The 15,382-nt window shown below is 33.7% G+C and carries 18 protein-coding genes; 13 read left to right on the top strand and 5 right to left on the bottom strand.

Going from position 1 to position 15,382, the window contains the following annotated elements; genetic code table 11:
- The first annotated feature begins 10 nt into the window (after window positions 1-10).
- Window positions 11-841 carry an adenylosuccinate lyase gene (locus UCH001_RS06750; protein ID WP_067176024.1) on the top strand — a complete coding sequence of 277 codons (831 nt, stop codon included), beginning with the start codon at window positions 11-13 and terminating at the stop codon, window positions 839-841.
- Here UCH001_RS06750 and UCH001_RS06745 read toward each other — a convergent pair.
- Genes UCH001_RS06745 through UCH001_RS06725 form a run of 5 tightly spaced genes read right to left on the bottom strand, consistent with a single transcriptional unit; the run spans window position 838 to window position 4,493 of the window.
- Window positions 838-2,109 (bottom strand): RNA polymerase factor sigma-54, encoded by a 1,272-nt coding sequence (locus UCH001_RS06745; protein ID WP_067176021.1) that lies wholly within the window; start codon window positions 2,107-2,109, stop codon window positions 838-840. The two genes, UCH001_RS06750 and UCH001_RS06745, sit on opposite strands and share 4 nt — an antisense overlap.
- Before the next feature lie 18 nt (window positions 2,110-2,127).
- Entirely contained in the window at window positions 2,128-2,850 is a 723-nt protein-coding gene (gene lptB / locus UCH001_RS06740) for an LPS export ABC transporter ATP-binding protein (protein ID WP_067176018.1), read from the bottom strand.
- Window positions 2,837-3,268 carry a tRNA (adenosine(37)-N6)-threonylcarbamoyltransferase complex ATPase subunit type 1 TsaE gene (gene tsaE / locus UCH001_RS06735; protein WP_067176015.1) on the bottom strand — a complete coding sequence of 144 codons (432 nt, stop codon included), beginning with the start codon at window positions 3,266-3,268 and terminating at the stop codon, window positions 2,837-2,839. The genes lptB and tsaE overlap by 14 nt, the downstream gene beginning before the upstream one ends.
- Window positions 3,265-4,248 (bottom strand): anthranilate phosphoribosyltransferase, encoded by a 984-nt coding sequence (gene trpD, locus UCH001_RS06730; protein ID WP_067176012.1) that lies wholly within the window; start codon window positions 4,246-4,248, stop codon window positions 3,265-3,267. Before trpD ends, tsaE begins: the two co-directional genes overlap by 4 nt.
- Entirely contained in the window at window positions 4,248-4,493 is a 246-nt protein-coding gene (locus tag UCH001_RS06725; RefSeq protein WP_067176009.1) for an RNA-binding S4 domain-containing protein, read from the bottom strand. Before UCH001_RS06725 ends, trpD begins: the two co-directional genes overlap by 1 nt.
- Window positions 4,494-4,649: 156 nt before the next feature.
- On the opposite strand from UCH001_RS06725, the gene UCH001_RS06720 reads away from it, so the two are divergent.
- From UCH001_RS06720 to UCH001_RS06665, 12 genes are all read left to right on the top strand, one after another.
- Window positions 4,650-5,879 (top strand): argininosuccinate synthase, encoded by a 1,230-nt coding sequence (locus UCH001_RS06720; RefSeq protein ID WP_067176007.1) that lies wholly within the window; start codon window positions 4,650-4,652, stop codon window positions 5,877-5,879.
- Window positions 5,880-5,884: 5 nt separating this feature from the next.
- Entirely contained in the window at window positions 5,885-6,307 is a 423-nt protein-coding gene (locus tag UCH001_RS06715; protein WP_067176005.1) for a rhodanese-like domain-containing protein, read from the top strand.
- 9 nt (window positions 6,308-6,316) lie between these two features.
- Window positions 6,317-6,763, top strand: coding sequence for a 50S ribosomal protein L9 (rplI, locus tag UCH001_RS06710; protein WP_067176002.1), 447 nt, complete (start codon window positions 6,317-6,319; stop codon window positions 6,761-6,763).
- Window positions 6,764-6,768: 5 nt separating this feature from the next.
- Window positions 6,769-7,305: an ATP-dependent protease subunit HslV gene (gene hslV, locus UCH001_RS06705; protein ID WP_067175999.1), complete on the top strand. Its 537-nt coding sequence runs from the start codon at window positions 6,769-6,771 to the stop codon at window positions 7,303-7,305.
- A gap of 3 nt (window positions 7,306-7,308) precedes the next feature.
- A complete protein-coding gene (gene hslU / locus UCH001_RS06700; RefSeq protein WP_067175995.1) occupies window positions 7,309-8,634 on the top strand; it encodes an HslU--HslV peptidase ATPase subunit in 1,326 nt (441 codons plus the stop codon).
- A 13-nt stretch (window positions 8,635-8,647) separates the two neighbouring features.
- Window positions 8,648-9,538, top strand: coding sequence for a GTPase Era (gene era / locus UCH001_RS06695; protein WP_067175993.1), 891 nt, complete (start codon window positions 8,648-8,650; stop codon window positions 9,536-9,538).
- A gap of 61 nt (window positions 9,539-9,599) precedes the next feature.
- Window positions 9,600-11,126, top strand: coding sequence for a hypothetical protein (locus UCH001_RS06690; RefSeq protein ID WP_067175990.1), 1,527 nt, complete (start codon window positions 9,600-9,602; stop codon window positions 11,124-11,126).
- Window positions 11,119-11,766 carry a hypothetical protein gene (locus UCH001_RS06685; RefSeq protein ID WP_067175987.1) on the top strand — a complete coding sequence of 216 codons (648 nt, stop codon included), beginning with the start codon at window positions 11,119-11,121 and terminating at the stop codon, window positions 11,764-11,766. Before UCH001_RS06690 ends, UCH001_RS06685 begins: the two co-directional genes overlap by 8 nt.
- Complete coding sequence (locus UCH001_RS06680) at window positions 11,763-12,191, top strand: hypothetical protein (RefSeq protein ID WP_067175984.1); 429 nt, start codon at window positions 11,763-11,765, stop codon at window positions 12,189-12,191. Before UCH001_RS06685 ends, UCH001_RS06680 begins: the two co-directional genes overlap by 4 nt.
- The gene (gene mshL / locus UCH001_RS06675; RefSeq protein WP_082705689.1) at window positions 12,169-13,686 is read left to right on the top strand and encodes a pilus (MSHA type) biogenesis protein MshL; all 1,518 of its coding nucleotides are present in this window, start codon (window positions 12,169-12,171) and stop codon (window positions 13,684-13,686) included. The genes UCH001_RS06680 and mshL overlap by 23 nt, the downstream gene beginning before the upstream one ends.
- On the top strand, window positions 13,679-14,488 hold the full coding sequence (locus UCH001_RS06670) for an ATP-binding protein (protein ID WP_067175979.1): 810 nt from the start codon (window positions 13,679-13,681) through the stop codon (window positions 14,486-14,488). Before mshL ends, UCH001_RS06670 begins: the two co-directional genes overlap by 8 nt.
- On the top strand, window positions 14,481-15,347 hold the full coding sequence (locus tag UCH001_RS06665) for a hypothetical protein (protein ID WP_067175976.1): 867 nt from the start codon (window positions 14,481-14,483) through the stop codon (window positions 15,345-15,347). Before UCH001_RS06670 ends, UCH001_RS06665 begins: the two co-directional genes overlap by 8 nt.
- The last annotated feature ends 35 nt before the right edge of the window (window positions 15,348-15,382 follow it).

Raw genomic sequence — 15,382 nt, 5'->3', positions numbered from 1 at the left:
GGATGAATTGATGCACCTTTCACTTTCTCATGACATGCTTGCCATAACGATACAAGAAGACTCTAAAACATTTTATTATTTACAAAATATTGCCGATAAAAACTTCCAAAAGAAAATCGGACGTAAAGAAAAAATGATCATCTTTAAAGAACAAGACGAGGTAGTTCAACGCCGTTATTTTTTAAAATTGATTAGTAAAATATATCTTCGCAAAACAGGCAATACTGAGCAAGCACATATCATTGAAAACGCGATTGACAAGAGCATCAAAATATCCCTTTTAAAATCCAATCAAGTTCTTCAAAAAATGAATATTAACCTTTCTATTGAAGACAATTATGCTGTTATTTTCAATATGGGTTCGCACAACACGTTGTTTGCATCTTATCTTAAAAGTTATTTTAAAGACCATTTAGTAAGAATTCGTCCAAAAAACGGCACAATCACTCTTTATCCAAATTCTGATATTACGGTTCGTCTTTTAGAAAAATTATTGGATCAAAAAGAGCTATTTGGTTGTTTTGTAGAATTTTCCTATATTCAAGAAGATTTACTAGCATACAAAAAAAGTTTTGTAGCAAAACGAGCAAAACGAAGCCGTCACAACGCCCTATTCTCACTTCTTGAGGAGTATTTTGGGATTTTAGGGTGTAAAGTTGAAGACTCATTTGAAATTATTCGTAGAAATTATCTATCCCTTGTTAAAAAATACCATCCTGATAGCTGTGGTTTATACGATGGTGACTTGCACGTTAAATATGTAGCAAAATTCCAAGAAGTTCAAAATGCCTATGAAATGCTCAAAATGCATTTCAAGCATGCAGATGTTCAAATCGCTTAGAATTTTAAAGTATAGAGTTTTTTCCGTTCAGATGAACTTGCTATATTGAACTGTTGACGGTATTTTGTAATGGTTCGACGAACCATTTTGATGTTAAATTTTTTTTCAATAAGTTCTAAAAGTTTTATATCGCTGAGTGGTTTTATTTTACTTTCATTTTTCACCAACTCAAGCATGTACTCTTTAATGGCACTATTCGAGATGTCTTCTTCGACTGCAGTTGCAAAGAACTGTTTTAAAGGAATAACTCCACGTGAACATGAAAGATATTTACCTGCAATGGCTCGTGAGATAGTTGAAGGATTACGTCCTAAGTCATCTGCTAAATCTTTTAGCTTCATAGGTTTGATAGCTTTACCAAAGAAAAAGTCATACTGGTACTCTACAATCATTAATCCAATTTTATAAAGAGTCGCTTTTCGCATTTCAAGAGCATCGATCAGATCTTTCGCATCTTTTATTTTTTGAGAAACAAAACTATGATTTTCATCGAGTCCTTCCGTATCGAGGATGACTTCAGGGTAGTAAGCATCATTGAGTCTGACTTCAATAGCACCTGCCAAATCATAGATGAAAATATCTGGAATCACTTCTTTTTCATCTTCTAAAAAGTCAATGGCTGGAGGGTTGCGAAAACGTTTTATGACACTCAGTGCTTCATGAAAAAGAGGCTCTTTACTGAATGATTCAATAGCTTCAAAATTGATAATTAGCTTCTCAACCATTGCATAAAGCGTGTCTTCTAAAGAGAGGTCTTGTAATTGAAATAAAAAAGTTTCTTTGATATCTAATGCGCCGATGCCTAAAGGATCAAGATACGCAAAACGTTGTCTTATCTTTTCGACTTCCTCAGTTGAAACTGCAAGTTTTTTTGCAATTTCAACTAAAGAAGCAGCTTCAAAATAACCTTCAGAGTTAATGTTCTCAATAATTTCATATGCAATTCGTTGGGATTTTTCTGTAGGAAAAAGAGGTGGATTGATCTGTTCATGCAAAGTTTGAAAAAGAGATTTTTTATCAAGTGTCAGTGCTTCAATGGTATCTGAAACTGATGCTTTGGCAACTTCTGAAAAAAAGCTTTTCTTTTCAAAACGTTTATCAGGTGTTTCAGAGCCCGATTTGACGCTAATAAAAGGATTTTCCTGTACAAAAGGTTCAAGCGTTTCTACCAAAGTATCGAGGTTAGCTTGAAGTATAGGAAGCCAACCTCGAAGTGTTGAGGAGAACTTTTGTTTGGTTGTTTGTGTGCCAGAAACTCTAAGTTTCAAAAACCCTCTCCCCTATAATTAAAATCTAAAATCTTCGCCAAGATAATAGGTTTTGACCAGTTTATTTTCCGCAACTTCGCTACTACTACCACTCGCAAGTAATGCACCATCTTTTAAAACATAAGCTCTATCACAAATTGCCAATGTTTCTCTAACATTGTGGTCTGTAATTAAAACACCAATATCGAGCTTTGCAAGTTCTTGAACAATACTTTGAATATCAGAAACTGCAATAGGATCAACACCTGCAAAAGGTTCATCTAAAAGAAGAAATTTAGGCTGCAAAACAAGTGAACGTGCAATTTCACAACGACGTCGCTCCCCTCCACTGAGGCTTACGCCATTACGCTTGCGAATAGGCTCGATATTGAGAAGATTAAGAAGCTCTTCAACACGATTCATCGCATCTTCTTTGTTAGGATAAACAATTTCAGCAGCAAGCATAATGTTTTCTTCAACGCTTAGATCTTTAAAGATGCTTGATTCTTGAGGAAGATAACCAATACCCAATTTTGCTCTCACATGCAAAGGTATTTGCGTGACATCTTGATTGTCAAAATAGACTGCACCAGCACTTGGTGAAATAAGTCCACAAATCATATAAAACATTGTTGTTTTACCAGCACCATTTGGTCCTAAAAGACCGACGACTTCACCACTTTGCACACTCAGTGAAACGCCTTTAATAATCTCAGTTTTTTTAATAACTTTTTGTAATTCTTGAACTTTAAGCGTATGCATTAATATGAACCTTGTATTTGCGTTTTAAATCCATTGTTTCTATGTCTATTGTACTGTAAGCTATACCAAAATGATGCAAGAGTTTTTCAAATTCGCTTTCTCCCCATTCAATCAGATGATACCCATCTACGTCTAATTTTTCAATAAGTCCACTTTTTAAAAAACCATCTGTTCCACATTGATAGATATCATAATGAAATAGCTTGCCTTCATATTCATGTAAAATTGAAAAAGTTGGCGAAGATATCGATTCTTTTATGTCGAGAACTTTTGCGAAAGCCTTTACAAAGGCTGTTTTACCACTGGCTAGATTACCTCGTAAAAGAAGTACACCAGAATGACCAAGTTCGCGTTTGATTTCTTCTGCAAAGGCATCTAAGTGTGCTAAATCGCACACTTTTTCATAGCTTTTACTCATATAAGGTACGAAAGCTTGATAATCTCGCCAAGCTTATCCCAAGCCTTTTTACTTTCAATAGCTTCTTTCATCATTGCTATACCATCTTGCATATCTCTTGCTTTGCCATCAATGATAAGTGCTAATGCACCATTTAAAAGGACAACATCCAATTTTGCACCTTTCTCATCGCCTCGCAAAATCGCACGTGTTATTTCAGCATTTTGAATACTATCGCCACCTTTTATCGCTTCAAGAGGAGCGAGTTTAAAACCATATGCTTGAGGATCAATTTCACCATCAGTCATGGTTTGTTTTTCAATCATTGTAAAACGTGTAGGTGAACAAATACTAACTTCATCGAGTCCATCAAGTGAGCTTAAGACCATACTTTTTGTTGTTCCAAGTTCACGTAAAGCTTTACTAAAGCGTTCAATGTAATCTACATGAAAAACACCTACCATCTGTTTTTGTGCCCCTGCTGGATTTGCAAGAGGTCCCAACATATTAAAAATAGTACGATGAGGAAGGCTTTTTCGAATAGGCATAATATGCTTCATACATGGGTGATGGTTCATGGCAAACATAAAAACAAAACCACACTCTTCAAGCATTTTGATCTGCTTATCTGGTGTTAACATAAGATTTAACCCCAATGTTTTTAAGACATCCGCACTACCAGAAAGTGATGTTGCTGAGCCGCTACCATGTTTGGCAACTTTACAACCAAGAGATGCTAAAACGATAGATGTTGTTGTCGAAATATTAAATGTACCACTTTTATCGCCACCTGTGCCTACAATATCAATAATTTCTTCTTTTAATTGCTCTGGAATATCAAGCTTAACACTATGTTCACGCATAACTTTTGCAGCTGCTGCAATTTCTTCAAAACTCTCTCCCCGCTCATAGAGTTCTACTAAAAATTGTGCTGCTTCTTCAACGCTTAGCTCATTTTCAAAGAGCGCGTTAAACTGTTTATAGGCATCTTGGTAATTCATCAAACTTCCCTTGTGTATTCATTTTGTTTTGTTTTTGGAATGGTTTTGGTTACAGGAATTTGTAAAACCTCGTATTTAACTGCTTTTTCAAGATACTGAATAGTAATAATATCGCCAACTTTGACATCTTTAGAGGGCTTAGCTACCACACCATTGATACTTACTACGCCATTTTTGCACATATCTTCTGACACTGCTCGACGTTTTGTAATATTGACACTGTTTAAAAATTTATCGACTCGCATACCCCATCCTCAGGATTTAACGCTCATTCTATCAAAAGAATATTTAAACTTGCTTTTTTACCCCTGTAGGTAAAGATGCGGCTAAAGCATAAGCAAAGTTTTTACAAACTTGCGCTACCATCACGAAATTCTATAAATTCTGTGAGGATTCGTGTCATGAAAAAAAATGTCAAAAAAGTAGTTTTAGCATATTCAGGTGGACTTGATACCAGTATTATTTTAAAATGGCTCCAAGACGAGTACAAATGTGAAGTTGTTACTTTTACAGCGGATATCGGACAAGGTGAAGAATTAGAGCCTGCACGTAAAAAAGCCATCTCTTTAGGCATTAAACCTGAGAATATTTTTATTGAAGACTTAAAAGAAGAATTTGTAAAAGATTATGTATTCCCAATGTTCAGAGCAAATGCAATTTATGAAGGCGAATATCTTCTTGGTACCTCAATCGCACGTCCTCTTATTGCAAAACGTCAAGCTGAAATCGCAGCTCTTGTTGGCGCAGATGGTGTAAGTCATGGTGCAACAGGTAAAGGTAATGACCAAGTTCGTTTTGAAATGGGTTATCTCAGCATGAATTCAGACCTTGTTATCATCGCTCCATGGAGAGAGTGGGATTTGAACTCTCGCGAAAAACTTCTTGCATACGCAGAAAAAAATGGTATTAGCATCGAAAAGAAACCAGGTAAATCACCGTATTCTATGGATGCAAACTTACTCCATATCTCTTATGAAGGTTTAGTACTTGAAAATCCAGCTGCAGAGCCAGAAGAAGATATGTGGAGATGGACAGTAAGCCCTGAAAAAGCACCAGACCAATCAGAAGTCATTGAATTAACGTATGAAAAAGGTGACCCAGTAGCACTTAATGGTGTTAAATTAAGCCCTGCAAACATGCTTGCAAAACTAAATGAAATTGGTTGTAAACATGGTATTGGTCGTATCGACATCGTTGAAAACCGTTTCGTAGGTATGAAAAGTAGAGGATGTTATGAAACACCAGGTGGTACTATTATGCTAAGAGCTCATAGAGCCATCGAGAGTATTACTTTGGATCGTGAAGCAGCACATTTTAAAGATGAGATCATGCCTCGCTATGCAAAAACCATCTACAATGGTTTCTGGTTCTCTCCAGAGCGTGAGATGATGCAAGCAGCAATTGATAAATCACAAGAGACTGTCAACGGTACTGTTAAATTGAAGCTTTACAAAGGCAATGTTTCTGTCATTGGTAGAGATTCAAAAACAAACAACCTCTTCAATGAGGCATTCTGTACATTTGAAGAAGATGAAGTTTACAATCAAAAAGATGCTGCAGGCTTTATTAAGCTTAATGCACTACGTTTTATTATTAGTGGTAAAAATAGAAAAAATCAAGGTAAAGCTTAATCCTTATGGATGAGCCATACGAGAATGAATGGAATGAAGAAGCAATTATGAATTTAGTAAAAACCGTAACAAAAAGCTGTGAAGTGAGCGGTGAAGAGTTACATGTTATGCTAAATCTAAGATCGCAAAAGAGACTTGACTTTATATTGATTGATATTAGAGAGATGTTTGAATACTCTGAATCAAGTATTAAAGGTACTGACATGCTCTTACCTACTTCAACCATTCATCTTCATATGGATGAGTTAAAAAAACTCTCGAGTAAACTTTTGATTTTTTACTGTCATACTGCTGGACGTACGGCACAAATGATATTTATTTTACGTAGAATGGGCTTTTTAAATATTGCTCACCTTAGTGGAGGCATTGCTAAATACCATGGTGAAAAACTAAAAAATGCTCCGCTTCCAAAAAATATTCGATTTTAAGGATAAAAAATGAAAGTTTTATTGATTAAAGATGTTAAAGATCTAGGTAAAAAAGGTGAAATTAAAGAAGTTAAAGACGGATACGGTCAAAACTTCCTTATTGGTAAAGGATTTGCACTTCTTGCAACAAATGAAGTGATGAGAAAATACGAATCAGACCAACGTAAAAAAGCTGCTGCAGAAGCTGAAGAAATCGCTAATCTCAAAGCAATAGAAAAAAAATTAGCTGAGTTGAAACTTGTTGTAAAACGCAAATTAGGTGCAAATGGTAGCCTTTTTGGTGCTGTTACTAAAGATGAAATTGCACATGAACTAAAAGCACAACATGGCATTGACATTGACAAAAAAACTATTGAAATTGAACATGCCATTAAAACAACAGGCGATTTTGATGTCAGCATAAAATTAGGTCATGGTATCCACGCTGTACTAAAACTTAGTATTATTGGAGAATAAACACAATGTTTGAAGCAACCACCATCCTAGCGTGTCGAGGTAAAGACAAGGCAGTCATTGGCGGTGATGGACAAGTCACTTTCGGCAATACAGTTCTTAAAAACAATGCTACAAAAATCCGTAAGCTCTATAATGGAAAAATTTTAGCAGGCTTTGCAGGTAGTACGGCAGATGCTTTTAATCTTTTTGATATGTTTGAAAGTATTTTAGAGCAGAAAAAAGGTGATTTATATAAATCTGTCATTGAGTTTTCAAAAGAGTGGCGTAAAGATAAAATGTTGCGCCGTCTAGAAGCGATGATGATTGTTTTAAACTGTGAACATATTTTTATTTTAAGTGGTACTGGTGATGTTGTGGAACCTGAAGATGGGAAAATTGCCGCGATTGGTAGTGGTGGAAACTATGCCATTTCTGCGGCACGTGCTCTTGATCGTCATGCTAGCTTAGATGAAGAACATCTTGTCAAAGAGAGTTTAAAAATTGCTAGTGAGCTCTGTATTTATACCAATGATCACATCAAAACATTTGTTTTAGAGAGATAATTCATGAACTTAACACCAAAACAAACCGTTGCCTATTTAGATGAGTATATTATCGGTCAATTTAACGCAAAAAAAGCCATTGCTATTGCGCTTCGAAATCGTTATAGAAGACTGAAACTTGAAGGTGAAATGGCAGAAGAAGTCATGCCAAAAAACATTCTTATGATTGGCTCTACAGGTGTGGGTAAAACGGAGATTGCTCGCCGAATGGCAAAGATGCTCTCTTTACCTTTTGTTAAAGTTGAAGCAAGTAAATATACAGAAGTTGGCTTTGTTGGTCGTGATGTCGAGTCTATGGTGCGTGATCTTATGATGGCTTCTATCAATTTAGTGAAAGCTGAGCATAAAGAAAAAAATCAAGAAGATATTGCTTTACATGTAGAAAGATCTATCATAGAAAAATTACTTCCTCCTCTTCCAAAAGGTGTGAGTGAAGAAAAAAAAGCTGATTATGAAAAAAGTTTCGAAAAAATGCGTCAAAAACTCCGTGATGGAGAGTTGGACGAGCTTAAAATTGAAGTTGAAATTTCTCAAAACAGCGGTGATCTAGGCGATTCATCACTACCTCCTGAAATGATCAAAGTGCAAGAATCTTTCATCAAAATTTTAGGTTCTGGACAAGGTAACATCAAAAAAGAGATGAAAGTTAAAGATGCCAAAGAAGCGCTAAAAATGGAAGCAAGCGAAAAGCTCTTGGATATGGAAGCTGTAAAAAGCGAAGCAAGAGAGCGCGCTCAAAATGGTGGCATTATCTTCATCGACGAAATCGATAAAATTGCTGTAAATTCTTCACAATCCCATAGAAGTGATCCAAGCAAAGAAGGTGTACAAAGAGATCTTCTTCCTATCGTTGAAGGTAGTGATGTTAATACTAAGTATGGAAGTATCAAAACGGACCATATCCTTTTTATTTCTGCAGGTGCGTTTCATCTTAGTAAACCAAGTGATCTTATTCCTGAACTTCAAGGGCGTTTTCCTCTTCGTGTAGAATTAAGTTCTCTAACAGAAGAAGTTCTCTATCAGATATTGACACAGCCTAAAAACTCTTTACTACGCCAATATCAAGCTCTCTTAAAAACAGAAGGTGTGGAATTGGTTTTTGAAGATGAAGCCATTAAAGCAATCGCAAAAATTGCACAAATCACCAATGAAAAAACAGAAGACATTGGGGCAAGAAGACTACATACCATTATAGAAAAAGTCTTAGAAGATATTAGCTATAGCGCAGATGAACATACTGGCGAAACATTACATGTTACAAAAGAACTTGTACATGCAAAACTTGATGCCATTGTTGAGAGTGAAGATAGCAGTCGCTATATTTTATAATTAAAGAAGCAAAATGAACGAAAAAACAAAAACAGGATACGTTGCCGTTATTGGCAGACCAAACGCTGGGAAAAGCTCACTTCTTAACTGGTTAGTTGGGGAAAAACTGGCAATGGTGTCACACAAAGCCAACGCCACTCGAAAACGCCTCAATATCATTGCTATGCATGAAAACACCCAAATTATTTTTATTGACACTCCTGGTATTCATGAGCAAGAACGCCTCTTAAATCAGTTTATGCTAGAAGAAGCGATGAAAGCAATGGGAGATTGCGATCTTATCCTGTTTTTAGCGCCAGCAAGTGATAGTATTCAAAACTATATTGACTTTTTATCGCTCAATAAAGCCAATATTCCACATATGGTTTTACTTACAAAAACAGATAGTGTTTCTCAAACGGCACTTTTTGATAAAATTACAGAATATCAAACGTATCAAGATAAATTTGCAGCACTCATTCCCGTTTCAGTAAAAAAAGGAATCTCACAATCCTATCTTTTAGAAACTATCTCAAAATATATGCCCGAACATCCATACCTTTATGACCCTGAAATTCTTACAACGGAGCGTTCTCGCGATATTTATAAAGAACTTATACGAGAAGCAATTTTTGAGAATACAAGTGATGAAATACCCTACTTTGCTGATGTAATCATCGATAAAGTCGACGAAAAAGACACAATCGATAATATTTATGCTACTATTATTGTTGATAAAAAGAGTCAAAAAGGAATTGTCATCGGCAAAGAGGGACAAACCATAAAAAGAATTGGCTCAAGTGCACGAAAATTAATTGAATCCTTGTCACAAAAACGTGTCTTTTTGAAACTCGTCGTCGTTGTCAAGCAAGGTTGGAGTCAAGATAAAGAAATGTTGAAGAAAATTGGTTATATAGTAGAATAAAGTAACTATAATTACTTATAGTTATTGCTATGATAATTTTTAAAATAAAGGGGTTTTAAAAATGGCCGCACCTGAGGATAGACGTTATAGCTCAGAAATTGTATCTATAGACCCTTTGTCGCTTGTTTCGTATGCTTATTCAAAAAATGAAATTAAACTCAATAAACTAGAAAAAAGCGACAAAAATGCTTTCTTTATTTCTTATCTTCAAACACGTGACGTTATTAGTGCCACCATTGATATAAGCCGTAATATTCCAGACAGCGATCTAAAAGACGCTATAGAAATTAAAGTATATGATGAATTAGCCCTTGATTCAGCGATTGAATATGTCATTAGTTACACTGAAACAGATTCAAAAGACACAAAAAATCGATCTTTCAATGTTTTTATCATCGACGCAACACTTATCCATTCAAAACTGACTCCTATTAAAGAAAAAACCCGATATATTGACTATGTAACTACTGCACCTTTCCTTATTAAGGCGTTATATCGTAAAAATTTCATTGAGCCAGATGGAACTCATTGTTTTGTATATTTCCAAAAATCAGATGCTTTTTTAGCAATTTACAAAGGTGGAGAGTATATTTATTCAAAATCTTTACACTACTCGCTTAAAGAAATTAATGAAAAATTTTGTGAACTCGTCGGTGAACGTATAGATGAAGAAGACTTTTATAAGCTTTTAACCACTGAAGGGCTTAGAACGTCTAATGGTCAATATCAGCAACATTTGATGCAACTATTCGGTGAGATATTTTTATATATTAGTGATGTTTTAGTTTTCACAAAACGCTCTTATAATATTGATTTTATTGATCGTATCTATCTCGGATCAGAGATTGGTGCATTTTCTGGTATTGAAGAGTATGGAAAGAGTTATCTTGGCTTAGAATCATTTGAATTTAATTTCAGTATTGCTATTAATTCAAAAGAATGGTACATCGATCAAATTCATATTTTGATGATGCTAAGCGCACAACTTTATATGGAAAATCCAGATGATAATCTGAACTTTTCAATCTACAAAAGGCCCCCTCCTCTTAAATACAGAGCATCAGGTAAACTTCTTGGTATATTAGCTGCTAGTATTATTGTAAGTCTTGCATATCCTACCTATCAATTTGCATATCATACTTTTCTAAGCATTAAAGCAGCTAAAGAAACGAGCGAGTACAATGAACTTTTTCAAAAAACCTCTGCTATTAGACAAGAACTGGCTCAGTTAAAAGCTGAAAAAGAAAAAGTAGACGCTTTAGTCAATAATGAAACAACTAAGTTTGAATTTAGAAAAAAACTTTTAAGTGAAATTTATCATAAAAAAATCTCTTATCCAATGAAAGCTTTAATGCTTTTGGAAATCTTTCAACTTTCAAACCAAAATGGCTGCAAAGTTGAAGCTATAGAATTTAAGAAAAAACAACTAAATTTCTTCGTTCGTAACCAAAGTGAAAAAAGAATTACTGAATTTATTAAAGATTTAACAGCTTTAAAAAAATACAAAATCAATACAGAAAAAATTCAACAGGATGATAAAATCAAACTCTATACCAGTAAAATCTCTATAGGATTGAACGATGAATAGTATTGATACTCTTTTAGATAAAATTGATCTCTATTTTCAAGGTAAAAAGAGCAGTGAAACATACCTTGTCTTTGCTATGGTTTTCGCCCTAATTGGTTTTATCTTTTATAGCTACCTCTTTCCTGTTACCGAAAAGATGCTCAACCAAACTATGCGTCATGCAAAAGAAATTGAAAAAAAACTAAAAGATGAACAATCTTACTTAGCTTCTGTATCAAGAGATGGCGACGATAAATTTTTTATTAAAAAAGCAAAATCAGATATTGAAAACGCAAAACTTCTTTTGGAAAAAACAACTTATACAAATGCCTATGTTGATAATAAACTAAAAGAGCTATCGTACCTTCTTTTTAATGATGAGAACTGGGCAAAGTTCCTTCATTCAATTACACAATTAGCGCAAAAATACTCTGTTCGTATCAAAGTAATTGAAAATAAAATCAATGAACCAAGTATTCAAAAAATAGAACAAATTTTAACTTTAAAAGTTGATTTTAGTGGTTCTTTTGCGAATACAATGAAATTTATGAATGCAATTGAAGAAAGTGAACTTGTTGTAGATATTTATGAACTCAATTGTTCCGGTCAAAAAAATATAGAAGGACAATTCAATATTGCAGTATGGGGGATGAAATATTGAAAACATTATGCCAAATACTTTTAATATCATCTCTTTTTGTGACGATAACCAATGCCAAAGAAAATTTGTCACTTGGTGGCGAAGTTAAAGAGTATGATAAAATTTTTGAACGTATCGCGGAAAAAAGATCTGGTGCTGATATGATTATGATTGATAAGCTTGAAAACCCTTTTGTGATTCATAATATCGATCAAAATAAAGCAGACAATAATGAAACAACTGAATCTTCTGTTTATATTTTAGAAGCTACATTCGACCAAAAAGCTAAAATCAATGGTATCTGGTACAAAAAGAATGAGACGGTTGGGAGTTTTAAATTAGTTAAAATTACGCGAAACAGTGTTATTCTCCAAAATGAAATTGAAAAAAAAGAACTTGAAATAAGGACAAAAGATGAGAGCAATGTTAAAATATTTTCCAAATAACATTATTGCAATTGCAGCGATAGTAATGATCGCCCTTTCGCCCATTCAAGCTGCTGAAAAAAATAAAACATGTGAATATCGTACGTTTAATATTAAAACGAATAATAAGGCAACAGGTGCTGAACTTCTAGCCGAACTTGCAGAAGTATGTGATTTTAGCATCGTTGTTAAAGATACTGAAGCAGAAAGAATACTCGCAAAAAATTTAAACGGTATCAACATTAAAAATCTCTCTTTAGATGAAGTTTTTCAACTTGTCATTCAAGACAATGACCTCTTTTATACGTATGACAAAAATTATTTAAAAATCTCTGCATTAAATACAAAATCTTTTAAAGTTGATTACATTTCTTCAATTCGTGAAGGAAAGGCTGTTATTAATGCTTCAGTAGATGCAACACCAATAGAGGCCACTGGGACAAGCACAAAAAACACTGCATTACAAAGCCAAAATACTATTTCCTCTAATGAGTCATTTGACTTTTGGAAAACAATTTCAGCAGAATTAACCTCCGTTCTTAATACAGGAGGAGAAAGTTATAAAGCAGCAGCTCCTATTATCAATGCTAATGCAGGCATGATTACTGTGACTGCAACAAAAAAACAATTAGACAGAGTTTCTGATTATATTGATCTTCTTAAAGATAGACTCCATAGACAAGTTCTCATTGATGTTTCTATCATTTCAGTCGCTCTTAGTAGTAGTAATAAAACAGGAGTAGATTGGAGCAAGTTTTCTTTAAACATTAATAGCAATGCTTTGTTTAATAATAGTAACCAAGGTACTCTTTCAAATTCAAATCCTCAAACGCTTTATAATAGCACAGGAAGTTCAGTTTCTAATAACTTAAATAATCTAACAGTTGTTAATGATGCGGTATTTTCAATTTCTGGTCTTATAGACTTTTTAGGTTCTAGTGGAGATACAAAAGTTGTTTCAAGTCCAAAAGTTTTGACGATGAATAATCAACAAGCACTTATTACAGTAGGTGACAACATTAATTATCGTATTCCAGAAGATACAACCAATACAGCGACAACAACAACAACACTTACAACAACATATACTAATTATTCTATCTTTATTGGTGTACTTCTTAATATTACGCCTGAAATTTCTGAAGATAATGAAATTATTTTAAGGATCAACCCTTCTGTAAGTAACTTTAAATATTCATCAGACGATGCCAAAACAACTAATCCAAGAGAAATTGCACCAGATACTCAAGAGAAAAAGCTTTCAACTGTCGTCAAAGTCAAAGATGGAAGTACAATTATTTTAGGTGGACTTATCGCAAATACAAAAGGTAAAGAAGAAAGTAGCGTACCATTACTGAGCAGTATACCTCTTCTTGGTGAAGCATTCAAACATTCTGCGGATACTATTTCAACAAATGAATTAGTATTTGTCATTACACCACGTATCATTGGAACAAAGGGAACAGACAAAGCAACACTTAAAGATCTTGGTTACAGTCAAAAAGTATATGAATAGCAATTATAGCGATTTAAAAACCATTTTTGTTGATGGTGAAATTTTTGATTATGTCAATTTAGATCAGTCTGCAATGACTTATGATAAATTAGTCCAGACATTAGATAAACCATTAAAATTGATTTTATTTTATGGTAAACCCGGTACTGGAAAAACGTTTTTACTCCAAAAAATCTATAATGATTTGAGACAAAAAAAGCGTATTATATTTTTTCCAAGACCTTTCTTTGAAGAAAAAATATTTATCAAAGCACTCTATGAACATATTTTTGGGAGAAAGTCTCCTGAATTTTCTAACTATAACGAATTTTTAGCTCTATTAAGCAAACATATCACTTCAACAGATCAAGCGATTACTGTTTTAATTGACGAAGCACAGCTCTATCCAACAGACCTTATTGAAAAAATTCGCCTTATGGCAGATTCACGTCTTTTCAAATTTCTCTTCACAGTACATAAAACTGAGAAAGAGGATGTATTGGCTAAAGATTATTTTCAAACGCGTATTTGGGAAACGATTGAAATCGACAATGCGTCACAAAACGAAATTAAAACATATATTGAAAAGAAACTTCTATTCCATAATCGCTTTGAGTACCTTAATCTCTTTAAAGATAAACACTACAAGCTTATTGCAAAAATTACAGGTGGCAATTTGAGAACAATCAATAAGCTTATGTATAAATTATTTGAAATTCTTGAATATTACGATATCCATAAACCATCACTAATTAAAACAAATGCTTTACATGTTAAGTATATTGAGATGGCAGGTATTAGTTTAGGAATGCTCCATGCTTAGTGCTGTTGAAATTGTAGAACTAGAAAAAAAAGTCTTTAAATACAGACTCAAACAACGTATTCATTATTTTATTCTCACTTTCTTATTTGTAACGCTACTAGTCAGTGGATTTATTTTCTATCCTTCTTTTAATCGCGTTACAGAAGAAGTACAAAAACAACCAGACCTTATATTACAAAATAAAACTGAGCCTATTGTTGAGAATAATACAACAATCATCACTCCTTTGGAAACAAATAACTCAGTCAAATATTCTCCTGATTCTATTATTGAACAAAAAACAGATGAAACATTACTGCTTCAACTTCCTATCATTAGTAATAAAAATAATTCTGATAAAAAAACTTCTTATGTTCCTGAATCTTTAGAAAAAAAAGCAAGTTTTGGTATACAAGAAGAAGAACTTGAAAATAAAATTCTTGCACGAAAAACTCAAAATATTAATGAAGAAAATTTTTATCGCTCAAAAGAAGATAAAATTGATACTGCCCTACTCCCTCCTCCTTTACTTGAGGAACCAAAACAGAAGGGTATTATTAAAATTGAAACACATGAAGTCAATTCTATTCAATATCTCAAAGAAAAATTTGAAAAAACACACAATATTGTATTTGCACTCATGCTCGCAGAAGAGTACTATCTTACAAAAAATTATAATGAAAGCAATAAATGGGCACTTATCGCCAATAATGTTGATTCTGAAAATGAAAAAAGTTGGATATGGTTTGCCAAATCAAAACTAAAATTAGGACATAAAGAAGATGCTATTTTGGCGCTTAAAGCCTATTTGAAAAACAACAAATCTAAAGCAGCACAAAGTCTTTTAAACCAAATTACTTTAGGTGAAGTGATTGATTAAGTAGATTTTGTTTCTTTGTTTTGAAATGGTACAAT

It is taken from the genome of Sulfurospirillum sp. UCH001 (assembly GCF_001548035.1).
GTDB lineage: Bacteria > Campylobacterota > Campylobacteria > Campylobacterales > Sulfurospirillaceae > Sulfurospirillum.
Note: the sequence above shows the minus strand (reverse complement) of the source record. Positions and strands in the feature narration are given on the sequence as shown.